The sequence below is a fragment of the Lysobacter defluvii IMMIB APB-9 = DSM 18482 genome (assembly GCF_000423325.1).
GTDB lineage: Bacteria > Pseudomonadota > Gammaproteobacteria > Xanthomonadales > Xanthomonadaceae > Novilysobacter > Novilysobacter defluvii.
Map to the genome: position 1 here is coordinate 13,680 of NZ_AUHT01000008.1, position 22,111 is coordinate 35,790.

Sequence of the window (22,111 nt, forward strand, 5' to 3'; positions counted from 1 at the left end):
TCACGGGCGGCAACGCGCAACACAACTCGCAGAATTTCGGGGTCCTGAGTGATGAAAGCCGGTTGTATGAAGCAGTGGATCGCAGGACTCGCCGCGATGGCGACCCCGGTCCTGGCGATGGCGCAGAGTGCGGATCCGCAGCGCTGGCAGCTCAACATGGGCCGCGGCGTGACGCACCTGTCCAACAACGCGTACGAAGCGCACATGCTCGCGTTGTGGATCTGCGTCGCGATCGGCCTGGCCGTGTTCATCGGCATGGGCGTGGCGATCGTGAAGTTCCGCAAGTCCAAGGGCGCGGTCGCCGACACCGGCTTCACCCACAACACCCGGCTGGAGATCCTGTGGACGGTGATCCCGGTGATCCTGCTGGTGATCATGGCGATCCCGGCCACCAGCAAGCTGGTGGCGATGTACGACACCCGCGACTCGGAGCTGACCGTCAAGGTCACCGGCTACCAGTGGATGTGGGGCTACGAGTACCTGGGCCAGGACGTGCAGTTCGTCAGCCGCATGGACCGCCGCAGCGACGAGATCCGCCAGTCCGGCGTGCGTCCGGATGCGGCGACCGACCCGTACTACCTGCTGGACGTCGACAACCCGCTGGTGCTCCCGATCGACACCAAGATCCGTTTCGTCATCACCGCCGACGACGTCATCCACTCCTGGTGGGTACCGGCGCTGGGCTGGAAGCAGGACGCGGTGCCGGGCATCGTCAACGAGGCCTGGGCCGACATCTCCACGCCGGGCATCTACCGCGGGCAGTGCGCCGAGCTGTGCGGCAAGGACCACGCGTTCATGCCCATCGTCGTGCAGGCGGTGGAGAAGGAAGAATTCCAGCGCTGGCTGACCAGCCGCCAGAGCGGCGAAGACGCGCCGGCGCCAGTGGCGGCCGCGGCCGCCGTCCCGGCATCCCCGGCGGGCTGAGCACGCGCTCGCCCCCCGGCCACAGAACACGAACGCAGAGGTAGGCAATGGCTGCCACGACCCCCGTCGCTGACCACCACGACGCCCACGGCCACGAGCAGGGCTTCATCGAGCGCTGGTTCTTCTCCACCAACCACAAGGACATCGGCACCCTGTACCTGGGGTTCGCGTTCCTGATGGCGATCATCGGCGCGGCGTTCTCGGTGGTGATCCGCACCGAGCTGGCGATCCCGGGCCTGCAGGCGGTCAGCCCGCACTTCTTCAACCAGATGACCACCATGCACGCGCTGGTGATGATCTTCGGCGCGATCATGCCGGCCTTCGTCGGCCTGGCAAACTGGATGATCCCGCTGCAGATCGGCGCGCCGGACATGGCGCTGCCGCGCATGAACAACTGGTCGTTCTGGATCCTGCCGTTCGCCTTCGCGATGCTGCTGATGACCCTGTTCCTGCCGGGCGGGGCGCCGGCGTCGGGCTGGACCATGTACCCGCCGCTGTCGCTGCAGGGCGGCGCGAACGTGGCCTTCAGCATCTTCGCCATCCACATGATGGGCATCAGCTCGATCATGGGCGCGATCAACGTGATCGCCACCGTGCTCAACATGCGCGCGCCGGGCATGGACCTGCTGAAGATGCCGATCTTCGCCTGGACCTGGCTGATCACCGCGTTCCTGCTGATCGCGGTGATGCCGGTGCTGGCGGGCGCGGTCACCATGCTGCTGACCGACAAGTTCTTCGCCACCAGCTTCTTCAACGCCGCCGGCGGCGGTGACCCGGTGATGTACCAGCACATCTTCTGGTTCTTCGGGCACCCCGAGGTCTACATCATGATCCTGCCGGCGTTCGGCATCGTCAGCGAGATCATCCCGACCTTCAGCCGCAAGCCGCTGTTCGGCTACCAGGCGATGGTGTACGCGACCGCGGCGATCGCCTTCCTGAGCTTCATCGTGTGGGCGCACCACATGTTCACCGCCGGCATGCCCCTGGGCGGCGAGATCTACTTCATGTACGCCACGATGCTGATCTCGATCCCGACGGGAGTGAAGATCTTCAACTGGATCACCACCATGTGGCGCGGCTCGCTGACCTTCGAGACGCCGATGCTGTGGGCCATCGCCTTCGTGCTGCTGTTCACCATCGGTGGCTTCTCGGGCCTGATGCTGGCGATCGTCCCGGCCGACTTCCAGTACCACGACACCTACTTCGTGGTCGCCCACTTCCACTACGTGCTGGTGACCGGCGCGCTGTTCGCGATCATCGCCGCGATCTACTACTGGTGGCCGAAGTGGACGGGCCGCATGTACAACGAGGCCTGGGGCAAGTTCCATTTCTGGTGGACGATCGTGTTCGTCAACCTGCTGTTCTTCCCGCAGCACTTCCTGGGCCTGGCCGGCATGCCGCGCCGCATCCCGGACTACAACGTGGTGTTCGCGGACTGGAACCTGGTCAGCTCGATCGGGGCCTTCGGCATGTTCATCACGCCGTTCCTGATGGCCTTCATCCTGCTGCGTTCGAAGAAGACCGGTGCCGTTGCCCCGGCACGCGCCTGGGAAGGCGCGCGCGGCCTGGAGTGGACCGTGCCGAGCCCGGCGCCGCACCACACCTTCACCACCCCGCCGGTCATCCGCGACGCCGACCTCGCCCACGGCGACGTGACCCACTGACCGCCAGCCCGCCATACGAATGGAACCGTCCAGGAACCCGCGCGAGAACGACGTCCCCGCCCGCCGCAAGGCGGCGCGGCGGACCGCGCTGTGGCTGGCGCTGGTGGCGGGTGCGATCTATGTCGCCTTCATCCTGAGCGGGGTACTGGGCCGTGGCTGACGGGGCGCGCCAGCAGGAGCCACGGGGCGGGGGCGGGCAGCCGCAGCCGCGCCGCACCGCCGGACTGGCAAAGATGCTCGTGGCCGCGGCCCTGGCCTTCGGCTTCACCTTCTCGCTGGTGCCGCTGTACCGGATCGCCTGCGAGAAGGTGCTCGGCATCCGCGTCGACAACACCGCCGCGACCGCCAGCGCCGCCGCCGTGGACGAGGACCGCTGGGTCACCGTGGAGTTCGACGGCGGCGTGAACTCGAAGCTGCCCTGGCAGTTCCGCCCGACCGAGGCGTCGATGCGCGTGCGCCCGGGCGAGCAGTACGAAACGATGTACTACGCGCACAACGACAGCGACCGCACCATCGTCGGCAGCGCGGTGCCCTCGGTCGCGCCGGCGCGCGCGTCGGGCTACTTCAGCAAGACCGAGTGCTTCTGCTTCACCGCCCAGACGCTGCACGCCGGCGAGGGGCGCGACATGCCGGTGCGCTTCATCGTCGACCCGGCGCTGCCGGCCAACGTGAAGACCCTCACGCTGTCCTATACCTTCTTCAAGAACGACGCGCTTACCGAGCAGCAGCAGCTCGCGGCGCAGTGAGCCCAACCCAGGAAGTCGCCATGGCCACCACCCATTTGCCGGACGCCAACCACTACTACGTGCCACCGAGCAGCCGCTGGCCGTTCTTCGGCTCCATCGCGCTGTTCACCGCCGCCGTCGGCGCCGGTGCGTGGCTCAACGACGCCCCCTGGGGCATGGTCGTGTGCCTGTTCGGCCTGGCGCTGATGGTGGGCGTGCTGTTCGGCTGGTTCGGCGACGTCATCCGCGAGTCGGTGCGCGGCCGCTACAACGACCAGGTCGACGGCTCCTTCCGGATGGGGATGATCTGGTTCATCTTCTCGGAAGTGATGTTCTTCGGCGCGTTCTTCGGCGCGCTGTTCTACGCCCGCCAGTTCGCGCTGCCGTGGCTGGGCGGCGCCGGCGACGGCGCCATGACCAACGCGCTGCTGTGGGATGCGTTCACCTCCGCCTGGCCGAGCAACGGCCCGGGCGCGGTGGGCGGCACCTACCAGACCATCCCGGCCTGGGGCCTGCCGCTGGTCAACACCCTGATCCTGCTCACCTCGGGCGTGACGATCACCCTGGCCCACCACGCGCTGAAGGCGGCCAACCGCCGCGGGCTGCTGGTGTGGCTGGGCGCCACGGTGTTGTTGGGCTGCGTGTTCCTGTTCTTCCAGGCCGAGGAGTACATGCACGCGTACTCCGACCTCAATCTGACCATGCGCTCGGGCATCTACGGCTCGACGTTCTACATGCTCACCGGGTTCCACGGCCTGCACGTCACCCTGGGCACGATCATGCTGGCGGTCATCTGGCTGCGCAGCTGGAGGGGCCACTTCAGCGCCGACGACCACTTCGGCTTCGAGGCGGTCGCCTGGTACTGGCACTTCGTGGACGTGGTCTGGCTGATCCTGTTCCTGTTCGTCTACGTGCTCTGACCCACCGCCGGCGGCGCGCGCCGCCGGGCCATGCCGTCGCCCGCACGCGGCGCCGGCTCAGGCGCCGACGCCGTGGAACTCCAGCCAGCCCATCGAGGCGGCGATGATCACGCCGATGATCAGCGCGACCGAAATGGCGATGCGGCGGGTGAGTGCGTTGACCGTGCGCTTGCTGCCGCCCTTGTCCACCATCATGTAGTACAGGCCCGCGCCCAGGTTCCACAGGATCAGCAGCAGGACGGCGACGATCAACAGGGTCTTCATCAATGTTCTCCAGGGGCCGGCTGGCTGCGGTGGCAGCGGCGGCGTCGGGGGATTATGGCAAGCGCGGGTGGCGGCGTGGTGAGTCGGGGCATGGCGAAACGGAGCGCCGGATGGCTGGCGGGATGGGCGCTCGCGCTGGTGCTGGCGGCGGTGATGGCCATGCTGGGCAACTGGCAGGCCGGGCGCGCGGTGCAGAAGGAACGCCTGCTGCAGGCCGCCGGCGAGGTGCTGGAGGCGCGCGAACCGCGGCCGCTCGCGCTCGCCGCCGATCCCTTGCGTGCCGACCGGCTGGACTGGGCGGCGGGCAGCGGTCGTTTCGTGGACGCGCCGGCCATCCTGCTCGACAACCAGCTGCGCGAGGGCCGTCCCGGCGTGCGCGCCTACCGGCTGTTCGATTCCGGGGCGCCGGAGTGGATCCTGGTCGAACTCGGCTGGCTGGCGATGCCCGGCGACCGCAGCCTGCCGCGGGTGGACCGCCCGGAGGGCGAGTTCGAACTCGGGGGGTTGCTGGCGGCGCCGCCGTCCGCGGGGCTTGCGCTGGGAGAGGCGCTGGCGTCGCGCGGGGAGGCGCTGCTGGCGATGCGCCTGGACCTGGACGCACTGGAACGTGAGGTCTCGCATCCGGTCGCGTCGCGGGTGCTGCGCCTGGATCCGTCGCTGCCGCTCGGCTACGAGCGCGACCTCGACCTGCTCCCCAACACGCTTACGCCCGACCGCCACCGTGGCTACGCGCTGCAGTGGTACGGGCTGGCGGCGACCGTCCTGGTCATCGCCGTGCTGCTGACGGTGCGCGCGCTGCGGCGTACCCGGAGGAACCCGAAATGAGCACCCCCCCTCCACCGCCGCTGGACACGCGTGCACGCAACCGCAACCGCCTGGCCCTGGTCGCGGTCATCGCCGTCTTCGTGCTGCCGATCCTGATTGCAATGTGGATTGCCCGCGCCGACCGCATCCCCGGGGCCACCGGCGTGCACGGGGAGATGTACGACCCGGCCCGCGACCTGCGGGCGATCACGCTGGAGCCGGTCGACGGAAGCACCTATGCCTGGGCGCCGGAGACCCGCACCTGGCGCATCCTGGTGGTGGCGCCCGCGAACTGCGCGCAGGCGTGCGTGGACCTGGTCGCGGACCTGGACAAGGTCTGGCGCCTGTTCGGCCGAAATGCCGGCCGCGTCCACGTGCTGTGGGCCTGCGGCGAGGAGGCGTGCATGCCGCCGGCCGGCACGACCCTGCCGGACACCTTCGTCCGGATCCGCCCGGATGCCGCGCTGCGGGCCGCACTCCCGGGTGTCGACACCCCCGACGGCACCCCGGTCTACGTGATCGATCCCAATGGGTTCCTGGTTCTGCGCTACGCTCCGGGGTTCGATCCGTCCGGCCTGCGCAGGGACGTGGGGAAGCTGGTCCGACTGGTGTGATGAGCGTGGTGCATGAGTGATCTCCGACCCGGGCGCGGCCCGGCCACCCCGGCGCGCCCCGGTTCCGTGCGCCCCTGGCGCCACTTCCACCGGCTGGCGTGGCTGGCCGTGGGGCTGGCGCTGGGCGTGATCGTGTTCGGCGCCTTCGTGCGCCTGTCCGACGCCGGGCTCAGCTGCCCGGACTGGCCGACCTGCTACGGCAAGGCCACCTGGCCCACGGCGGTGGAGCACGGCGACGGGCACGCCGCCGCCTCGATCCGCCCGGTCGAGGTCCACAAGGCCTGGCGCGAGCAGGTGCACCGCATCATCGCCGGCCTGCTCGGCGTGCTTACGCTGGCGCTGGCGCTGCTGGCCGCACGCAGGCGCGACAAGGGGATGCTGCAGGTGGTCGCCGCCTCGGCGCTGGTCGCCATCGCGATCCCGCTGTACATGCAAGGGATGTACGTGGCCGCCTCGGCGCTGGCGGTGGCCGGCGAGCTGGTCCTGCTGGCCGCCGCGGTGCGCTGGGACAACCGCGACCTGTCCCGGGTCGGCGCGCTGACCCTGGCGGTGATCATCTTCCAGGCCCTGCTGGGCATGTGGACCGTGACCTGGCTGCTCAAGCCGATCGTGGTCATGGCGCACCTGCTGGGCGGGCTGCTGACCTTTTCGCTGCTGCTGTGGATGGCGTGGCGGGCGACCAACCTGCCGATCCGCCTGGCGCAGGCACGCCAGCTGCACCGGCTGGTGGCCGTCGGCGTCGTGCTGCTCGGCGTGCAGATCGCGCTGGGCGGCTGGACCAGCGCCAACTACGCCGCGCTGTCCTGCGGACTGGACTTCCCGACCTGCGTTGGCCAGTGGTGGCCGCCGACCGACTTCCGCGAGGGTTTCGTGCTCTGGCGCGGGATCGGGGTCGACTACGAGGGCGGGGTGCTCGACGGCGAGGCCCGCATCGCGATCCAGATGGCGCACCGCATCGGTGCGGTCGTGGTCGCCTCCTACCTGCTGTGGCTGGCGCTGCGAATGTTGCGCACGCCGGGCATCCGCGGCTGGGCCAGCGTGCTGGCGATCCTGGTGCTGGTGCAGTTCGGGCTGGGCATCGCCAACGTCAAGCTCGGGCTGCCGCTGGGCAACGCGGTGGCGCACAACGCCGGCGCGGTGCTGTTGCTGGCGGTGCTGGTCTCGCTGCTCGCGCGCCTGCGCGCGCCGGAGGCGTGATGGCCACCGCGACCGCCGGGACCGTGTTCCGCCAGTACTGGGACCTGACCAAGCCCCGCGTGGTGGCGCTGATCGTGTTCACCGCCGCCATCGGCATGTTCCTGGCGGTGCCGGGGCTGCCCCCGCTGCGCGAGTCGGTGATGGGGTTCCTGGGCATCTGGCTGGCGGCGTCCTCGGCGGCGGCCATCAACCAGATCCTGGACGCCCGCATCGACGCCAAGATGGCGCGCACCTCGTGGCGTCCGATCGTGTCGGGCCGGGTGACCGCGCGCCAGGCGGTGCTGTTCGCCCTCGCGCTCGCCGCGCTGTCCATGCTGGTGCTGCTGGTGTTCACCAACGTGCTGGCCGCGCTGCTGACGTTCGCCTCGCTGATTGGCTACGCCATCGTCTACACGGTGTACCTGAAGCGGGCGACGCCGCAGAACATCGTGATCGGCGGCATCGCCGGCGCGGCGCCGCCCGCGCTGGGCTGGGTGGCGGTGACCGGCACGCTGGACCCGCACGCGCTGCTGCTGGTGCTGATCATCTTCGTGTGGACCCCGCCGCACTTCTGGGCGCTGGCGATCTTCCGCCGCCAGGACTACGCCCGTGCGATGGTGCCGATGCTGCCGGTCACCCACGGCGTGGAGTACACGCGCTGGCAGATCCTGTTCTACACGGTGCTGCTGGTGGTGGTGAGCGTGCTGCCGTGGGTGACCGGGATGAGCGGCCTGTTCTACCTCGGCGGCGCGCTGGTCCTGGGGCTGGTGTTCCTGGCCCACGCCTGGAAGCTGATGGACCCGCCCGACGAGCTGTACGCGATGAAGGTCTTCAACTACTCGATCGTGTACCTGATGGCGCTGTTCGCATTCCTGCTGGTCGACCACTGGCTGTTGCCGGTGCTGCAGCCCGGCGCGATGGCGGTGATGGAGTTCGCGCCCGCCTGACCGGCCACGCCCGGCTAGCGCGGCAGCTTGCCCTGGAGTTCCCGCAGCTCGGCCTTCTGCGCGTCGTCGAGCGCCGACATGCCGCCGGCGCGGATCGCCGCCTGCAGTTCGTCCAGGCGCTGGTGGATGGTCATCTGGTCCAGGCGCTGGATAGCGTCGAGGAACTCGGTACGCCAGGCAGCGGGGTCGCCCGGCAGGTCGATCGTCGCCAGGGCCTGCAGCGAGCCGTGGACCTCCTGGCCGGCAAAGTGCTCGATCAGGGCCCCGGTGCGGATGTCCGGCCGCTCGTAGACCAGCCCCAGCAGGTCCACCAGCAGGTCGATCCCCGGCTGTTGCAGGACGGCAAAGCGGAACGGCGGCTCCAGCTCCAGGGCCAGTGAGGGCTGTTGCAACAACAGCACGATCGCGCTGCGCACCAGGCTGCGCCGCGGGGCGGCGGTGTTGCGGCGCGGCTGCGGCGTCGCCGGACGCTGGGCCGGCCCGGCCGCGTCCAGGCCGGTGAGCGTGGCCAGCCGCTGCTTCATCAGGTCGGCGAAGGCGCCGTCGGGGATCTGCTCCAGCAGCGGCCGCACGCGCCCGGCCAGCCGGCCGCGCCCCTCCAGGGTCCCCAGGTCGACCTCGGCCGAGAGCGTGTCGAACAGGAAATCCGACAGCGGCGTGGCCGCCTTCAGTCGTGCCTCGAAGCCCGCGGCGCCCTCGCTGCGGACGATGCTGTCGGGATCCTCGCCCTCGGGCAGGAACAGGAACAGCGCCTGCCGGCCGTCGCGCATGCGCGGCAGCACCGACTCCAGTGCCTTCCAGGCGGCCGCCCGCCCGGCGCGATCGCCGTCGAAGCAGAAGTACACGTCCGGCGCGTTGCGGAACAGCAGCTCGGCGTGCTCGCCGGTGGTTGCCGTGCCGAGGGTGGCCACGGCGGTCTCGATGCCGTGCTGGAACAGCATCACCACGTCCATGTAGCCCTCGACCACCACCAGCCGCGGGATCTTCGCGTTGGCCTGCCGCACCTGCCACAGCCCGTACAGCTCGCGTCCCTTGTGGAACAGCTCGGTCTCGGGGGAGTTGAGGTACTTGGGCGCGGCGTCGGCCTCCAGCACCCGGCCGCCGAAGGCGATCGGCCGCCCGCGCCGGTCGTGGATCGGGAACTGCAGGCGGTCGCGGAACTTGTCGTAGACCCGTCCGGACTCGCTGCGCGACAGCAGTCCGGCGCGCTCGAGCAGCTTCATGCGCGGCTCGTCGGTGCCCAGCGCGTTGCGCAGGGCATCGAAGCTGTCCGGCGCGTAGCCGATCTGGAAGCGCTCGCAGGTGGCCTCGTCCAGGCCGCGGCGGCGCAGGTACGCGCGCGCCTTGTCACTGCCCGGCAGCTGGCGGCGGAAGAAGCCGGCCGCCTCGCCGAGGATGTCGTACAGCGCCTGTCCGTCGGGGTTGGACTGGCGGCGGCCCGCCTCGCGCGGGACTTCCATGCCCGCCCGTCGGGCAAGCTCCTCGATCGCGTCGAGGAACTCGAGCCGGTCGTAGTTCATCAGGAAGCTGATCGCGGTGCCATGCGCACCGCAGCCGAAGCAGTGGTAGAACTGCTTGGTCGGCGAGACGGTGAAGCTGGGCGAGCGCTCGTCGTGGAACGGGCAGCGCGCCGAGTATTCCCGGCCCTGCTTCTTCAACGGCACCCGGCTGGCGATCAGCTCGACGATGTCGGTGCGCGCCAGCAGGTCGTCGATGAAGGCGTCGGGGATGCGGGCCATGTCGCGTACGGGCGCCGTGGGAAGCGGGACCGCCTAGCATGCCATGCGGCGGGCCCGGCTCAGCCGGCGTCCGCCCCTGGCGTTGCCTGGTGCACCTGCGGGGACCCGGCGCCGTCCCCCGCGTCGGAGGCCTGGCTCTCGGCGCGTTCCTCCAGCAGCGCGGTGATCAGTGCCCCGACCAGGAAGATCACGGCGCAGTAGTACAGCCATACCAGCATCACCATCAGCCCGCCCGCCGGGCCGTAGGCGCTGCCCAGGCTGGCCTGGCCCAGGTACAGGCCGATCAGCCAGCGCCCCAGCATGAACATGCCGGCGGTGAGCGCACCGCCGAGGAGCGCGCGCTGGCGGCTGACCGGACAGTCCGGGAGCAGCCGGTACATGGCCGCGAACACGACCGTGTAGAGCAGGAAGGAGAAGGCCGCGACCACCACCGGCAGCAGGTCCGGCAGCCACTGGGTCACCAAGGCGAGCGCGGCCTGCACCGCCATCGAGACCACCAGCAGGAAACCGATCCCCAGCACGATCCCCAGCGACAGCAGGCGCTTGCGCAGCCACGCCCACAGCCCGCCGAGTTGCTCGGCGCCGGAGTGGAACACCCGGTTCAGCGCCGTCTGCAGCTGCGCGAACACCACCGAGGCGCTGAACAGCAGGGCTCCGGTACCCACCGCGGCGGCGAACGAGCCCACGCCCGGCTGCTCCTCGGCGTTGTTGACGATCAGCCGCGTGGTCGCCTCGACCTGCGGGCCGACCAGCAGCCCGACCTGGCGGAAGAACTCCTCCTGCGCCGCCGGGTAGAGCGCCGTGGTCACCCACAGCACCAGCACCACCAGCGGCGCCAGCGACAGGGTGGTGTAGAAGGACAGGGCGGCGGCGAGCGCCAGGATGTCGTGGTCGAGGAAGCGGCGGACCAGCACGCCCGCCCAGCTGTGCTGGAAGCGCGCCGCCCACGCCTTCAGGCCGGCGGGCGGTGGCGGTTCCGGATTGTCAGGTCCTTGCTCGCTGCTCATGCATTCCCGTCTGCGTCGCTGCGTGGGGCAACGATCCGGGAAGCGCGGTTAGCGTGGCGTGTCCGCGCGGATCAGGAGCCCAGGCGCTGCTTGACCAGCTTCGACACCAGGCCCATGTCGGCCTTGCCGGCGAGCCTGGGCTTCAGGACGCCCATCAGCTTGCCCATGTCGGCCGGGGCGGCGGCGCCGGTTTCGGCGACCGCGGCCTCGATCTCCGCGGCGATCGAGGCTTCGTCCATCTTCGCCGGCAGGTAGCGCTCGATCACGGTGATCTCGTCGCGCTCGACCTGGGCCAGGTCCTCGCGGCCGGCGGCCTCGTACTGGGCCACCGAGTCGCGGCGCTGCTTGACCATCTTGTCGAGCACCGCCACCACCTGGGCGTCGTCCAGTTCGATCCGTTCGTCCACCTCGCGCTGCTTGATCGCCGCGTTGACCAGGCGGATCACGCCCAGGCTCTGCTTGTCACCGCCCTTCATGGCGGCCTTCATGTCGGTGGTCAGCTGGTCCTTGAGGGACATGCGGGGTGCTCCTGGAAGGTGGGAGAACGCAACAGGGACAACGCAAAAAGCCGGCAGCGCGTGGGCGCAGCCGGCTCGATGCACAGGTTAGCGTGACCGGCGGGCGCCGGTCAGCGCAGGGCCGCGCTCAGTACAGGCGCTGGCGCTTGGTCACGTCGCGCGAGGTGCGACGGGCCTGGCGCTTCACCGCGGCCGCGGCCTTGCGCTTGCGCTCCTGGGTCGGCTTCTCGTAGTACTCGCGCTTGCGGGTTTCGGCGAGGACGCCGGCCTTCTCGCAGGTGCGCTTGAAGCGACGGAGGGCAAACTCGAAAGGCTCGTTTTCGCGGACTTTGACGCTGGGCATACGTAGGGTATCTCGGTTCGGGTGGCAGCCCGGTCCACGGGCGAGCCGCGCATTATAGCCACGGGGGTTTGGCTGCTGCAAGCGGCTTCTGCCTGTCCGCGGCGCGGCCACCACGTGCACCGGCCCGCGGCGGTCGCTTGGGAGTAGGCTTTCCGCATCCCGCCCCCATGTAGCGACCATGAAAGTCCTTGGCATCGAGACCTCCTGCGATGAAACCGGCGTGGCGGTGTACGACACCGGCGCGGGGCTGCTGGCGCACGCGCTGTACAGCCAGGTGGCGATGCACGCCGAGTACGGCGGGGTGGTGCCGGAGCTGGCCAGCCGCGACCACGTGCGCAAGCTGCTGCCCCTGGTGCATGAGGTGCTGGGCGACGCGGGGCTGCAGGTGGCGGACCTGGACGGGGTCGCGTACACCGCCGGACCCGGATTGGTGGGGGCGCTGCTGGTGGGTGCCGGCACGGCGCGCGCGCTGGCGTGGGCGCTGGATGTTCCCGCGGTCGCCGTCCATCACATGGAGGGCCACCTGTTGGCGCCCCTGCTGGAGGACGACCCGGCCGGGCGGCCGGAGCCACCCTTCGTGGCGTTGCTGGTCTCCGGCGGGCACACCCAGCTGGTACACGTCGAGGGCATCGGCCGCTACCGGCTGCTGGGGGAGACGCTGGACGACGCGGCGGGCGAGGCCTTCGACAAGACCGCCAAGCTGATGGGCCTGCCGTACCCCGGCGGCCCGAGGCTGGCGGCGCTGGCGCCGCAGGGGCGCGAGGGCGCCTACCGGTTCCCGCGGCCCATGACCAACCGGCCGGGGCTGGATTTCAGCTTCAGCGGCCTGAAGACCCAGGTGCTCACGGCCTGGCAGGAGAGCGACCGGTCCGACCAGGCCCGGGCGGACATCGCCCGTGGCTTCGAGGAGGCGGTGGTCGACACCCTGGCGATCAAGTGCGAGCGCGCGCTCGACGAGGCGGGGTGCGACACCCTCGTGGTTGCGGGCGGCGTTGGCGCCAACGAACGCCTGCGAGCGAAGCTCGGGGAGATGGCCCGGCGCCGCGGCGGCCGGGTGGCGTTCCCGCGGCCGGCGTTCTGCACCGACAACGGGGCGATGATCGCGTTCGCCGGGGCGCTGCGGCTGCAGGCCGGCCAGCACGAGGGTCCGGAAGTCCGGGTCACCCCGCGCTGGGACATGGAGACCCTGCCCGCCGCGTAGGCCGCAGGGTGGAAGCAGGTAAAGTCCTCCTTCCCTCCACACCGGGTGTCCGCATGGACCGCGTCTTCATCGAGGGCCTCGACATCGAGGCGATCATCGGCGTCCACGAATTGGAGCGCACCGCCGCCCAGCCGCTGGTGGTGGATGTCGGCATGGCGGTCGACGCCAGCGTGCCGGCGCGCAGCGACGCGGTGGACGAGACGGTCGACTACGCCGCGGTCGCCGAGGCCATCGGCGAGCTGGCGGAGAAGTCGCGGTACCAGCTGATCGAGACCCTCGCCGAGGAAGCGGCGGCAATGATCCTGGAGCGCTTCGGGCCGAAGGTCACCGCGGTGACCGTACGCGTGCGCAAGCCGCGCGCGATTCCCAACGCCCGCAATGCCGGGGTCGAGATCACCCGCAGCCGCGCATGACGGGCGAGCGGGTTCCTGCAGCCGGGGCCGCCGTGCGCCTGGTCGTGGTCCTGGGAAGCAACGCGGACGCCCGGCGCCGCCTGCAGCAGGCACGCTCGGAACTGGAGCGGGCCGCGCCGATCGTCGCCGCGTCGGAGGAGGTCGAGGCGCCGAGCTACCTGCCTGGTGATGCGTCCCTCTACCGCAACCAGGCATTGCTGCTGGAGTGGCCCGGGGCGACCGGTGGGTTCACCGCGCTCGCGCGCGACATCGAGCGGCGCCTCGGGCGGCGTCGCGAAGCCGCGGGTGCCGCTGCGCACGACGTGGAGATCGACATCGACCTGGTGGCGGGTTTCGGCGCCGACGGCGCGTTGCTGCACCTCGCGCCCGAAAAGCTGGCGCCGGAACTGGTGCGCACGCTGGTGCGGCAGGTGGTCAGCGGCCGCGGCCGGGCGGAGCTGGACGCGGCCCTCGGCTAGCCGGTCCTCCGCGCGGCCCGCGCCTAGATGTGCAGCCGCCGCCCGCCGTCGATGGTGAGCACGTGCCCGGTCATGTAGCCGCTTTGCAGGCAGGTCAGCACCGCCTCGGCGATGTCGCGCGGCGAACCCTGCCGGCGCAGCGCGGTGCGCGCCTCGACGGTCGCCAGCGTCTCCGCTTTCACCGGGTTGTCCGACCACAGCACGTTCCCCGGCGCGACCGCATTGACGCGGACCTCGGGTCCCAGCTCCAGCGCGAGCGAGCGGGTCATCATCACCAGCGCGGCCTTGGCCATGCAGTAGATCGTGTGGGCCGGCAGCGGGCGTTCGGCGTAGATGTCGACGATGTTCACGATCGAGCCCCGCGCCGCGGCCAGGTGCGGCGCCGCAGCCTGCGACAGGAAGAACGGCGCCTGCGCGTTGCTCGCGAACAGCGTGTCCCACTGCGCCGGCGTGGCGGTGCCCACCGGCGTCGCGAAGTAGCTGCTGGCGTTGTTGACCAGCGCGTCCAGGCGCCCGAAGCGCTCGATGGTGGCGTCCACCAGCCCGGGCAGCCGGTCCAGGTCCGAAAGCTCCGCCTGTAGCGCGAGGACGCTGCCGGGGCGCTCGGCCTCCAGCTCGGCCTGCAGCGCCTGCATGGCGTCGCCGGAGCTGCGGTAGTGCAGGGCGAGGTCATGGCCTCGGGCGTGGAGCAGCCGGGCCGTCTCCGCGCCGATGCGGCGGGCGGCGCCGGTGATCAGGGCGACCGGACGTTCTTGTTGCATGCGCGGAATGTTGTCACAGATGCGGGGCCCGGGTCCCTATACCGCAGGGGCGGGCATGATCGTCGCGGGCAGGGCCGGTAGACTGGCCGGATGCCGTACTTCGACCAAGCACAGAACTGGCTCGCCGACTATCCGTACGCGGTGACCCTGCTCTCCCTCGCCGCGCTGTTCCTGCTGGCGTGGATCGCCAACTTCATCGTCCGCCGCGTGCTGTTGCGCATCGCCGAGCGCGTGGTCGCCGCCTCGAGCTTCAAGTGGGACGACGCCCTGCTCGGCCGGGGCGTGCTCTCGCGCCTGGCGCACGCGGTGCCGGCGCTGGTCATCGCCGGCGGCATCGGTGCGGTGCCGGGCCTGCATCCCGCCGCGGTGGCGGTGATCGGCAACGTCGCGCTGGCCTACGTGGCACTGACCATCGCGTTGTCGATCAGCAACCTGCTCGACGCGGTCAACGACCTGTACGTGGCGCGCAGCCCCAAGGCCAGGGAGCGGCCGATCAAGGGCTACCTGCAGGTGCTGAAGATCATCATCTTCGTGCTGGCCGCCGTGCTGATGGTCGCGGCGCTGATCGAGCGCTCGCCGCTGCTGCTGCTGTCGGGCTTTGGTGCGATGAGCGCGGTGCTGATGCTGGTGTTCAAGGACTCGATCCTGTCGCTGGTGGCCAGCGTGCAGCTGAGCAGCAACGACATGATGCGGGTCGGCGACTGGATCGAGATGCCCTCGCAGAACGCCGACGGCGACGTCATCGACATGGCGTTGAACACGGTCAAGGTCCAGAACTGGGACAAGACCATCACCACCATCCCCACCTACAAGCTGATCAGCGAGAGCTTCAAGAACTGGCGCGGGATGCAGGAGTCGGGCGGACGCCGCATCAAGCGCGCGCTGCTGATCGACCAGTCCTCGGTGCGCTTCCTGTCCGACGAAGAGCGCGACCGCCTGTGCCGCATCGCCCTGATCGACGCCTACCTGGATGCCAAGCGCCAGGAGCTGGAGGACTGGAACCGCGACCTGCTGGCCGCCGGCAAGGACCCGGTCAACACGCGCCGGGTCACCAACATCGGTACCTTCCGCGCCTATGTCGAGCAGTACCTGCGGGCCCATCCCGGCATCCACCAGGGCATGACCCTGATGGTCCGCCAGCTGGCGCCGGGCCCGACCGGCCTGCCCATCGAGCTGTACTGCTTCACCGCCAGCGTGGCCTGGGTCGACTACGAGAACACCCAGTCGGACATCTTCGACCACCTGATCGCGATGCTGCCGGAGTTCGGCCTGCGGCTGTACCAGGCGCCCGGCGGCGCCGACCTGGCCCAGGCCTTCGAGGGGCCGCGGCGCAGGATCGAGGACGGGGCGGGCCATGCGCCGCAGCAGGGAACTGAACCCCTGCCGAGGACTTGACCGGGCGCAAGATCGGCGCCCGCGGCGGCGGCACATTGGGGCCATCCAAGCTGAGGGAGGTGCCCGATGAACCCGGTACTGGTGGAACTGTTCGCTCGCCCGGTGGGCTGGCTGTCGCTGGGCGGCGTGCTGTTCATGATCGGCCTTTCGGTGTGGCTGGCGCTGTATGCGCGGCGGCGGATGGTGCAGGACGAGAGGGACGAGCGGGAGCGGGGTGGGCCTGAGCCGTACTGAGGGGGGAGGCTGCCCTCATCCGCCCTTCGGGCACCTTCTCCCGCGAGCGGGAGAAGGGAATGGCGTGGAGCGTTGATGCGGGGGACAGTACGCACTCGCTATCCTGCCGGGCCGTTTCGCAGGAGTACGCCGTGAGCCCGAGTACGCTTCCCGATCCGTCGCCCGAGGCGGTTGCGCACAGTGCGCGGTTGCAGGAGCTGGTCCGCGCCCGGATCGACGAGGCCGGTGGGGCGATCCCGTTCCGGGAGTTCATGGAGCTGGCGCTGTACGCGCCGGGACTGGGCTACTACAGCGCCGGGGCGAGCAAGTTCGGGGCGGAGGGGGATTTCGTCACCGCGCCCGAGCTGGGGCCGATCTTCGCCGCCTGCGTGTCCGAGGCGATCGCGCCGGTGCTGCAGCAGATCGGACCGCAGGCACGATTGCTGGAGCTGGGTGGCGGCACCGGTGCGTTTGCCGAGGTCGCGCTGAAGCGGCTGCTGGAGCTGGATGCGCTGCCGGACCGCTACTGCATCCTGGAACCCAGTGCGCAGCTGCGCGAACGCCAGCGCGAGCGCTTGCAGCAGCGGCTGATCCCGCCGGTGTTCGAGCTGGTCGAGTGGGTGGACGGTCCGTTCGAGGACGACTGGGAAGGCGTCGTGTTCGCCAACGAGGTGATCGACGCGCTCCCGACTTCGCGCTTCGCGATCGAGGGCGGGAGCGACGAGGAGCCCGGCGAGGTGCTGGAGGAGCATGTCGCGGTCGAGGAAGGCCGGCTGGTGCGGGTGCTGCGCCCCACCGATGCGTTCCTCACCAACACCGTGCGGTTCCTGGAACAACGCATGGACCGGCGCTTTCCCGACGGCTACCGCAGCGAGGCGCTGCCGCAGCTGCCGTACTGGATCCAGGCGGTGTCCGGTGGCCTGCAGCGCGGGGCGATGCTGTTCGTCGACTACGGCTACGCGCGCCGGGAGTACTACCTGCCCGAGCGCGACGACGGCACCTTGCGCGCCTATTACCGCCACCACGTCCACGGTGACCCGCTGGCCTGGCCTGGACTGCAGGACATCACCGCGTCGGTGGACTTCACCGCGCTGGCCGAGGCCGGGGTGGCGGCAGGCTTCGACTTCGCCGGGTACTGCAGCCAGGCCAGCTTCCTGATGGGCAACGGCATGAACCACGTGCTTGGCCGCATCGAGAAGATCCAGGACGAGGCCGAGCGCCAGCGGCGCACCAACGAGGTCAAGAAGCTCACCCTGCCCAGCGAGATGGGCGAGCGCTTCCAGGTGATGGGTTTCCAGAAGGACGTCGAGTTCGGCATCGCCTTCCTGGCCGGTGACCTGAGCCACCGGCTGTAGCGTGCTGCGCGACTTCCATTGGCCACGGCTGTGGGTGGCCGGCTGGCTGGCGATGCTGGCGCTGGTCGCCACCGGCTCGTTGATGCCGTCCAGCGGCCTGCCGGACGTCGCCTTCCCCGGCGCGGACAAGCTGCAGCATGGCGGGGGCTATGCGGCGATGTCCGCGTACGCGGTGATGTTGTTCGCGACCCGCCGCGCGCGCTGGACGGCAGCGGCGGGGCTGCTGGCCTTCGGCATCGCGATCGAGCTGGCGCAGGGTGCGTTCACCGTGGACCGCAGCCCCGAGCTGGCGGACGTGTTCGCCAATGCGGCCGGCATCGTGGCCGGGTTGCTGGCGGCGCGGACGCGGCTGGCGTTGTTGCTGCAGCGCGTGGACCGTCGCCTTGCCGGTGCGCGGGAACAGGACGGCCGCGCGGGCTGAGCGGCGCCGTGGGCGCGTACACCGTTGCGGTCCTGTCGGACCGGGTCAGGGCTTCTTGCCGGTCGCCTCCGCCACGGCACGCACCCGCGCCTTGCGCATCGCCTCGCCGATCGCCGGTCCCTCAAGCCCCGGCGGCAGGTCCGCGGCCCGCACCGAGCAGGCGGCGGCATGGGCGGCGAGCAGGCCCTCGCGCGAGGGGTAGGGCAGGTCCTCCAGTCCGGTGCGGCCGCGCTTGTCGGCCTCGCACGCGATCGCCAGCAACTCGATGCGCTCCGGCCGGCGGAACGCGTCGCAACGCTCCAGCAGCTTGACCACGGTGCTTGCGCGCAGCTCGCCGAAGCGGTGCACGTTAAGGTGCTCGCGGCAGACCATCTCGGCGAAGCGGCAGTGCTCGGACGGCAGCCGCAGCCGCGCGCACAGCGCCCGCAGTGGCGCCACCCCGGCCTGCTCGTGGCCCAGGTGCCTGGGCAGCACATGCGCCGGCGTCAGCGCCTTGCCCAAGTCGTGCACCAGGGCGGCGAAGCCGACCAGGTCGTTCCCGGGCGCGAGCCGCGCGGCCATGTCGCAGACCAGCTCGACGTGGACCCCGGTGTCGACCTCGGGGTGGTATTCCGCGCGCTGGGGCACCCCGTACAGCGCGTCGACCTCCGGCAGCACCACCGCCAGCGCGCCGCAGCCGCGCAGGGTCTGCAGGAAGGCCGAGGGCCGGGGCGCCGATACGGCCTTGCGCAGTTCCTGCCAGACCCGCTCCGGGACCAGTTCGGCCAGCTCGCCGGAGTCCACCATCGTGCGCATCAGCGCCATGGTTTCATCCGCCACGGTGAACCCCAGCGGCGCCAGGCGAGCCATGAAGCGCGCGGCGCGCAGTACCCGCAACGGGTCCTCGACGAAGGCCGGGCCCACGTGGCGCAGCACCCGTGCCTCGATGTCGGCGGCGCCGCCGTATGGATCGACCAGCCTGCCGTCCGGGTCCTCGGCGATGGCGTTTATGGTGAAGTCGCGCCGCCCCAGGTCTTCCTCCAGCGTGACCGAAGGCGCCGCATCGACCACGAAGCCGCGGTGGCCACGCCCGGACTTGCGCTCGGTGCGTGCCAGCGCGTGCTCCTCGCCGGTGTCCGGGTGCAGGAAGACCGGGAAGTCGCGGCCGACCGGCTTGAAGCCGGCGGCCTCCATGGAAGCCTGGGTTTCGCCGACCACCACCCAGTCGCGGTCGCCGGGCGGCAGGCCGAGCAGCCGGTCGCGGACGGCGCCGCCCACGAGGTAGACCTTCATGTGGCCCATGGTCGCATCGCCGTCACCATCCCGCGGTCAGGAACCCGCCGGGCACCGGAACTCCTTCCGCGGCCCGTCCGTCCGCCCCTCCATCCGGTCCGTGAGCCGCAGCGCATCCCCATCCAGGCGCCAGTCGTAGATCACGCTGAAGGCCAGCACCCGGGCGACGTACTCGCGGGTTTCCTTGTAGCTGATGGTTTCGATCCAGAAGTCCGCGTCCATGCCGGGGCGCTGCGAGCGCCAGCGGGCCAGCGGCGCGGGACCGGCGTTGTAGCCGGCGATCGCGAAGTAGGGCTTGCCGCCGGTCTCGTCCAGCATCTGGCGCAGGTAGGCGGTGCCCAGCACGATGCTGGTCTCCGGGTCGTACAGGCTCTGGCCGCCTTCCCATCCGTAGCCGATGCGGCGCGCCACCGCGGCGCCGGTGGACGGGAGGACCTGCATCAGGCCGCGGGCATCGGCCGGGGAGCGGGCGTCGGGGTTGAAGATGCTCTCGGCGCGGATCTCCGCCGCGGCCCAGGCCGGATCGATGTCGTTGCGCGCGGCCTCGCGGCGGATCACCTCGTCGTGGTGCAGCGGGAAGCGCAGGCCGTAGAGGCGGTTCTCGCCCTCGCCGCGCAGGGCGAACACCGCACGGTCGAACCAGCCGTTGGCCTGCGCCATGGCGACTGCGTAATGACGGCCGGTGTCGCTGAAGCCCTCGACGGCGCGGCTCCACTCCAGCACCGCCCAGCGGTGGCGGCCGATGCGGTGCAGCCGTAGCGCGCGCTGGAGCGCAGGGTCCGCCTCCACCGCGCGGCGGGTCGCCTCGTCGGCTTCCACGCCACGGGGGCACAGGGCGTAGGGCAGGTCCAGGCGATCGGCGGCCAGGAAGCCGTGGAACTCGGGCTTGCGGGCGGCGGCGCGGTATTTCTCCTGGGCCGTCGCGGGATCTCCGGTCAGCTCCGCCAGCCGCGCCTCGAAGTACTGGTAGCGCGAATCATTACGTTGCTCCGGCCCCATCAGGCGGATCGCCGCCAGTGCCGCCGGCCAGTCCGAGCGCGACAGCGCCTCGCGCACCCGCCACTCGTGCAGCTGGTCGTCGTAGCTCGACGCCGGCACCCGGGCCAGGCGCTCGGCGCCGCCGGGCAGGTAGGACGCGACCGTCCAGAGGGCGACCTGGAACAGCACGCGGCCACGGTCGTCTTCGGTGAAGCCCAGCGCCTGCGCGTACTGCGGCAGCATCGACTCGGCACGGTCCGGGTCCTCCTTGCCCAGCCGCGCCAGGCCATGGGAGGCGATCAACCGGCTGCGATCGGTCCTGGGCCATTGCAGGGCGCGCGCATGCGGGGCGGCGATGAACGCCGCGTAGTCCTCGCCCAGCTCACGGTCGGCGCCGGCGAAGCCACGCGCGATCGAGCGCATCACGCCCGGCTCCCACTTCTCCGCCGCCATCTCCAGCCGCTGCCAGCGCAGCGCGTCCGGCAGGCCGCCCTGCGCGGCCAGCGAGTCGAACACCGGGTCGCAGGCATCGGGCAGGGAACGGCCGCTGCTGGTCCAGATCGACTGCGCCTCCCGGGTCCAGTCCTTGCCCAGCTGGCCCTGCTGCGCGCGCGCGTCCAGCCAGGCGCAGCGCAGGGCGGTGTCGGTCACCGTGTCGTCCCAGGCGCGCAGGAAGGAGGCCGGCGCGCGGTGCCGGGCCATGGCGGCCAGCCACAGGCGGCGGGTTTCCGCGGCGACCGCTTCGCCCCGGTACTGCTGCAGGAAGGCCAGCACGCGCGATTCGTCGGCAGGCGTCATGTCGCGCACCAGCGCGGCGTGCTCGACCCAGGGATACAGCGGGTGGGAGGCCAGGTCGCCCGGGACGGCATGCATGCGCCCGGCTGCGGCATCGGACAATGCGCGCTCGATGCGCGGGAGCGCGGGGTCCTCGAGCGGCTCGATGTCCAGCTCCGGCGGGGCCGCGGCGGGCGTGCCCTCGGGCGTCGGCGCCAATTCGGGTGGCGTCGCGGGCTCCTGTTCCTGGGACAGGCCGCCGGGGGCGGGTTGGGCGCATGCAGTGCCGGCGACGGTGCCGAGCAGTGCAGCCAGTACGATGTGGAGGGGTCGGGGCAGCATGGCCCGGACTATATCGATGCCGCGGTGAAACCCGCAGCCCCCGTCTTCACCTTCCCGCCGGAGTTCCATGGACGTCACCTGGTTGCTGTTCCCCCTGCTGGGCGTCGTGGCCGGCGTGCTCGCCGGCCTGCTGGGCATTGGCGGCGGGCTGGTGCTGGTGGCCGCGCTGGCCTGGCTGCTCCCGGCGCTGGGCATTCCCCAGGAGGCGGCGATGCACGCGGCGCTGGCCAGCTCCCTGGCCAGCATTGTGCTGACCGCCGCCGCCTCGGCGCGGGCGCATGCAGCCCGCGGCAGCGTGCTGTGGCCGACGGTGGCCTGGATGGTGCCGGGACTGCTGCTGGGCGGATGGCTGGGAAGCGCGTTCGCGGTGCGCGTCGACGAGGCCGTGCTGCGCTGGCTGGTGGCGGGCTATTGCCTGCTCGCGGCGGCGCAGATGCAGTTCGGCAAGCCACGCCTGGTGGCCGGAGGCGAGGTGCCGGCGCCCCGCGGCGCGCCAATGCTCGCGGCCGGAGGGCTGATCGGCGCGGTGTCGTCGGTGGTCGGCATCGGCGGCGGCAGCATGACGGTGCCGCTGCTGGTCTGGCGCGGGGTGGTGCCAGTGCGCGCGGTGGGGACCTCGTCGGCGTGCGGGGTGGCGATCGGCCTGGCCAGCGCGGCGGGCTATGCGCTGCATGCCCCGGCCGGCGCGCTGCCGGAGCACGCGATCGGCTACGTGTACCTGCCCGCGGCCATCGGCATTGCCCTGGCTTCGGTGCTGGCCGCGCCGTGGGGCACTCGACTGGCGCACCGGCTCGCGGGTCCGCAGCTCAAGCAGGTGTTCGCGATCTTCCTGGCGCTGGTCGGGCTGAGCCTGCTGCTGGGCGGCTAGCGTCCTCCGCGCCGG

General features: G+C 70.9%; 25 protein-coding genes. 17 read left to right on the plus strand and 8 right to left on the minus strand.

The genetic code is table 11. From position 1 onward, the window contains the following. Positions 1 to 66 precede the first annotated feature (66 nt). The 5 genes from coxB to G545_RS0107950 all read left to right on the plus strand — a co-directional run bounded on the left by coxB (position 67) and on the right by G545_RS0107950 (position 4,233). Positions 67 to 924 carry a cytochrome c oxidase subunit II gene (gene coxB / locus G545_RS14090; protein ID WP_081677791.1) on the plus strand — a complete coding sequence of 286 codons (858 nt, stop codon included), beginning with the start codon at positions 67 to 69 and terminating at the stop codon, positions 922 to 924. A gap of 47 nt (positions 925 to 971) precedes the next feature. After that, positions 972 to 2,588: a cytochrome c oxidase subunit I gene (gene ctaD / locus G545_RS0107935; protein WP_027069910.1), complete on the plus strand. Its 1,617-nt coding sequence runs from the start codon at positions 972 to 974 to the stop codon at positions 2,586 to 2,588. A gap of 19 nt (positions 2,589 to 2,607) precedes the next feature. Beyond that, on the plus strand, positions 2,608 to 2,748 hold the full coding sequence (locus G545_RS15780; protein WP_169449571.1) for a hypothetical protein: 141 nt from the start codon (positions 2,608 to 2,610) through the stop codon (positions 2,746 to 2,748). 64 nt (positions 2,749 to 2,812) lie between these two features. Next, positions 2,813 to 3,334 (plus strand): cytochrome c oxidase assembly protein, encoded by a 522-nt coding sequence (locus G545_RS0107945; protein ID WP_027069911.1) that lies wholly within the window; start codon positions 2,813 to 2,815, stop codon positions 3,332 to 3,334. Positions 3,335 to 3,354: 20 nt separating this feature from the next. Then, positions 3,355 to 4,233 carry a cytochrome c oxidase subunit 3 gene (locus G545_RS0107950; RefSeq protein WP_027069912.1) on the plus strand — a complete coding sequence of 293 codons (879 nt, stop codon included), beginning with the start codon at positions 3,355 to 3,357 and terminating at the stop codon, positions 4,231 to 4,233. A 57-nt stretch (positions 4,234 to 4,290) separates the two neighbouring features. Here G545_RS0107950 and G545_RS0107955 read toward each other — a convergent pair whose 3' ends face one another. After that, positions 4,291 to 4,497, minus strand: coding sequence for a twin transmembrane helix small protein (locus G545_RS0107955; RefSeq protein WP_036135993.1), 207 nt, complete (start codon positions 4,495 to 4,497; stop codon positions 4,291 to 4,293). Positions 4,498 to 4,587: 90 nt separating this feature from the next. Here G545_RS0107955 and G545_RS0107960 point away from each other — a divergent pair, with 90 nt between their 5' ends. Genes G545_RS0107960 through cyoE form a run of 4 tightly spaced genes read left to right on the plus strand, consistent with a single transcriptional unit; the run spans position 4,588 to position 8,038 of the window. Next, a complete protein-coding gene (locus G545_RS0107960) occupies positions 4,588 to 5,322 on the plus strand; it encodes an SURF1 family protein (protein WP_027069914.1) in 735 nt (244 codons plus the stop codon). Next, complete coding sequence (locus tag G545_RS0107965) at positions 5,319 to 5,915, plus strand: hypothetical protein (protein WP_027069915.1); 597 nt, start codon at positions 5,319 to 5,321, stop codon at positions 5,913 to 5,915. Before G545_RS0107960 ends, G545_RS0107965 begins: the two co-directional genes overlap by 4 nt. 12 nt (positions 5,916 to 5,927) lie before the next feature. Then, positions 5,928 to 7,112 carry a COX15/CtaA family protein gene (locus tag G545_RS0107970; protein WP_081677792.1) on the plus strand — a complete coding sequence of 395 codons (1,185 nt, stop codon included), beginning with the start codon at positions 5,928 to 5,930 and terminating at the stop codon, positions 7,110 to 7,112. Beyond that, a complete protein-coding gene (gene cyoE / locus G545_RS14095; RefSeq protein ID WP_036135990.1) occupies positions 7,112 to 8,038 on the plus strand; it encodes a heme o synthase in 927 nt (308 codons plus the stop codon). The genes G545_RS0107970 and cyoE overlap by 1 nt, the downstream gene beginning before the upstream one ends. Before the next feature lie 14 nt (positions 8,039 to 8,052). Here cyoE and dnaG read toward each other — a convergent pair whose 3' ends face one another. The 4 genes from dnaG to rpsU all read right to left on the minus strand — a co-directional run bounded on the left by dnaG (position 8,053) and on the right by rpsU (position 11,645). After that, positions 8,053 to 9,777, minus strand: coding sequence for a DNA primase (dnaG, locus tag G545_RS0107980; protein ID WP_027069917.1), 1,725 nt, complete (start codon positions 9,775 to 9,777; stop codon positions 8,053 to 8,055). 59 nt (positions 9,778 to 9,836) lie between these two features. After that, complete coding sequence (locus G545_RS14100; protein ID WP_081677793.1) at positions 9,837 to 10,784, minus strand: YihY/virulence factor BrkB family protein; 948 nt, start codon at positions 10,782 to 10,784, stop codon at positions 9,837 to 9,839. Between the two features lie 71 nt (positions 10,785 to 10,855). Continuing rightward, on the minus strand, positions 10,856 to 11,302 hold the full coding sequence (locus G545_RS0107990; protein WP_027069918.1) for a GatB/YqeY domain-containing protein: 447 nt from the start codon (positions 11,300 to 11,302) through the stop codon (positions 10,856 to 10,858). Positions 11,303 to 11,429: 127 nt separating this feature from the next. Then, positions 11,430 to 11,645 (minus strand): 30S ribosomal protein S21, encoded by a 216-nt coding sequence (gene rpsU, locus G545_RS0107995; protein WP_027069919.1) that lies wholly within the window; start codon positions 11,643 to 11,645, stop codon positions 11,430 to 11,432. Positions 11,646 to 11,823: 178 nt separating this feature from the next. Between rpsU and tsaD the strand changes: the two genes are divergently transcribed. The 3 genes from tsaD to G545_RS0108010 are packed head-to-tail and all read left to right on the plus strand — an operon-like array spanning position 11,824 to position 13,717. Beyond that, positions 11,824 to 12,846, plus strand: a complete 1,023-nt coding sequence (gene tsaD / locus G545_RS0108000; RefSeq protein WP_027069920.1) for a tRNA (adenosine(37)-N6)-threonylcarbamoyltransferase complex transferase subunit TsaD — start codon at positions 11,824 to 11,826, stop codon at positions 12,844 to 12,846. Positions 12,847 to 12,899: 53 nt separating this feature from the next. Beyond that, complete coding sequence (folB, locus tag G545_RS0108005) at positions 12,900 to 13,259, plus strand: dihydroneopterin aldolase (RefSeq protein ID WP_027069921.1); 360 nt, start codon at positions 12,900 to 12,902, stop codon at positions 13,257 to 13,259. After that, complete coding sequence (locus G545_RS0108010; RefSeq protein WP_027069922.1) at positions 13,256 to 13,717, plus strand: 2-amino-4-hydroxy-6-hydroxymethyldihydropteridine diphosphokinase; 462 nt, start codon at positions 13,256 to 13,258, stop codon at positions 13,715 to 13,717. The genes folB and G545_RS0108010 overlap by 4 nt, the downstream gene beginning before the upstream one ends. Positions 13,718 to 13,740: 23 nt before the next feature. Here the strand turns inward: G545_RS0108010 and G545_RS0108015 are convergent, their stop codons facing one another. Beyond that, the gene (locus G545_RS0108015; RefSeq protein WP_197050178.1) at positions 13,741 to 14,478 is read right to left on the minus strand and encodes a pteridine reductase; all 738 of its coding nucleotides are present in this window, start codon (positions 14,476 to 14,478) and stop codon (positions 13,741 to 13,743) included. 90 nt (positions 14,479 to 14,568) lie between these two features. On the opposite strand from G545_RS0108015, the gene G545_RS14105 reads away from it, so the two are divergent. From G545_RS14105 to G545_RS0108035, 4 genes are all read left to right on the plus strand, one after another. Next, on the plus strand, positions 14,569 to 15,873 hold the full coding sequence (locus G545_RS14105; protein ID WP_081677794.1) for a mechanosensitive ion channel family protein: 1,305 nt from the start codon (positions 14,569 to 14,571) through the stop codon (positions 15,871 to 15,873). A 66-nt stretch (positions 15,874 to 15,939) separates the two neighbouring features. Beyond that, entirely contained in the window at positions 15,940 to 16,107 is a 168-nt protein-coding gene (locus G545_RS15335) for a DUF3149 domain-containing protein (RefSeq protein WP_081677795.1), read from the plus strand. Between the two features lie 59 nt (positions 16,108 to 16,166). After that, the gene (locus G545_RS0108030; RefSeq protein ID WP_027069924.1) at positions 16,167 to 17,441 is read left to right on the plus strand and encodes a class I SAM-dependent methyltransferase; all 1,275 of its coding nucleotides are present in this window, start codon (positions 16,167 to 16,169) and stop codon (positions 17,439 to 17,441) included. A 1-nt stretch (position 17,442) separates the two neighbouring features. After that, positions 17,443 to 17,862, plus strand: coding sequence for a VanZ family protein (locus G545_RS0108035; RefSeq protein ID WP_027069925.1), 420 nt, complete (start codon positions 17,443 to 17,445; stop codon positions 17,860 to 17,862). Positions 17,863 to 17,907: 45 nt separating this feature from the next. Here the strand turns inward: G545_RS0108035 and G545_RS0108040 are convergent, their stop codons facing one another. Together G545_RS0108040 and G545_RS14110 are read right to left on the minus strand one after the other, a co-directional pair. Further along, positions 17,908 to 19,134, minus strand: coding sequence for a multifunctional CCA addition/repair protein (locus G545_RS0108040; RefSeq protein ID WP_027069926.1), 1,227 nt, complete (start codon positions 19,132 to 19,134; stop codon positions 17,908 to 17,910). 36 nt (positions 19,135 to 19,170) lie between these two features. Continuing rightward, positions 19,171 to 21,228, minus strand: coding sequence for a lytic transglycosylase domain-containing protein (locus tag G545_RS14110; RefSeq protein ID WP_052106529.1), 2,058 nt, complete (start codon positions 21,226 to 21,228; stop codon positions 19,171 to 19,173). A gap of 67 nt (positions 21,229 to 21,295) precedes the next feature. On the opposite strand from G545_RS14110, the gene G545_RS0108050 reads away from it, so the two are divergent. Continuing rightward, positions 21,296 to 22,096, plus strand: coding sequence for a sulfite exporter TauE/SafE family protein (locus tag G545_RS0108050; RefSeq protein ID WP_027069927.1), 801 nt, complete (start codon positions 21,296 to 21,298; stop codon positions 22,094 to 22,096). Positions 22,097 to 22,111 lie beyond the last annotated feature (15 nt).

What these genes read in the sequence shown, in the direction of transcription:
- coxB (WP_081677791.1), top strand. Translation starts at nt 67, where the DNA reads ATGAAGCAGTGGATCGCAGGACTCGCCGCGATGGCGACCCCGGTCCTG.
- ctaD (WP_027069910.1), top strand. Translation starts at nt 972, where the DNA reads ATGGCTGCCACGACCCCCGTCGCTGACCACCACGACGCCCACGGCCAC.
- G545_RS15780 (WP_169449571.1), top strand. Translation starts at nt 2,608, where the DNA reads ATGGAACCGTCCAGGAACCCGCGCGAGAACGACGTCCCCGCCCGCCGC.
- G545_RS0107950 (WP_027069912.1), top strand. Translation starts at nt 3,355, where the DNA reads ATGGCCACCACCCATTTGCCGGACGCCAACCACTACTACGTGCCACCG.
- G545_RS0107955 (WP_036135993.1), bottom strand. Translation starts at nt 4,497, where the DNA reads ATGAAGACCCTGTTGATCGTCGCCGTCCTGCTGCTGATCCTGTGGAAC.
- G545_RS0107960 (WP_027069914.1), top strand. Translation starts at nt 4,588, where the DNA reads ATGGCGAAACGGAGCGCCGGATGGCTGGCGGGATGGGCGCTCGCGCTG.
- G545_RS0107965 (WP_027069915.1), top strand. Translation starts at nt 5,319, where the DNA reads ATGAGCACCCCCCCTCCACCGCCGCTGGACACGCGTGCACGCAACCGC.
- G545_RS0107970 (WP_081677792.1), top strand. Translation starts at nt 5,928, where the DNA reads ATGAGTGATCTCCGACCCGGGCGCGGCCCGGCCACCCCGGCGCGCCCC.
- cyoE (WP_036135990.1), top strand. Translation starts at nt 7,112, where the DNA reads ATGGCCACCGCGACCGCCGGGACCGTGTTCCGCCAGTACTGGGACCTG.
- dnaG (WP_027069917.1), bottom strand. Translation starts at nt 9,777, where the DNA reads ATGGCCCGCATCCCCGACGCCTTCATCGACGACCTGCTGGCGCGCACC.
- G545_RS14100 (WP_081677793.1), bottom strand. Translation starts at nt 10,784, where the DNA reads ATGAGCAGCGAGCAAGGACCTGACAATCCGGAACCGCCACCGCCCGCC.
- G545_RS0107990 (WP_027069918.1), bottom strand. Translation starts at nt 11,302, where the DNA reads ATGTCCCTCAAGGACCAGCTGACCACCGACATGAAGGCCGCCATGAAG.
- rpsU (WP_027069919.1), bottom strand. Translation starts at nt 11,645, where the DNA reads ATGCCCAGCGTCAAAGTCCGCGAAAACGAGCCTTTCGAGTTTGCCCTC.
- tsaD (WP_027069920.1), top strand. Translation starts at nt 11,824, where the DNA reads ATGAAAGTCCTTGGCATCGAGACCTCCTGCGATGAAACCGGCGTGGCG.
- folB (WP_027069921.1), top strand. Translation starts at nt 12,900, where the DNA reads ATGGACCGCGTCTTCATCGAGGGCCTCGACATCGAGGCGATCATCGGC.
- G545_RS0108010 (WP_027069922.1), top strand. Translation starts at nt 13,256, where the DNA reads ATGACGGGCGAGCGGGTTCCTGCAGCCGGGGCCGCCGTGCGCCTGGTC.
- G545_RS0108015 (WP_197050178.1), bottom strand. Translation starts at nt 14,478, where the DNA reads ATGCAACAAGAACGTCCGGTCGCCCTGATCACCGGCGCCGCCCGCCGC.
- G545_RS14105 (WP_081677794.1), top strand. Translation starts at nt 14,569, where the DNA reads ATGCCGTACTTCGACCAAGCACAGAACTGGCTCGCCGACTATCCGTAC.
- G545_RS15335 (WP_081677795.1), top strand. Translation starts at nt 15,940, where the DNA reads ATGAACCCGGTACTGGTGGAACTGTTCGCTCGCCCGGTGGGCTGGCTG.
- G545_RS0108030 (WP_027069924.1), top strand. Translation starts at nt 16,167, where the DNA reads ATGGCGTGGAGCGTTGATGCGGGGGACAGTACGCACTCGCTATCCTGC.
- G545_RS0108040 (WP_027069926.1), bottom strand. Translation starts at nt 19,134, where the DNA reads ATGAAGGTCTACCTCGTGGGCGGCGCCGTCCGCGACCGGCTGCTCGGC.
- G545_RS14110 (WP_052106529.1), bottom strand. Translation starts at nt 21,228, where the DNA reads ATGCTGCCCCGACCCCTCCACATCGTACTGGCTGCACTGCTCGGCACC.
- G545_RS0108050 (WP_027069927.1), top strand. Translation starts at nt 21,296, where the DNA reads ATGGACGTCACCTGGTTGCTGTTCCCCCTGCTGGGCGTCGTGGCCGGC.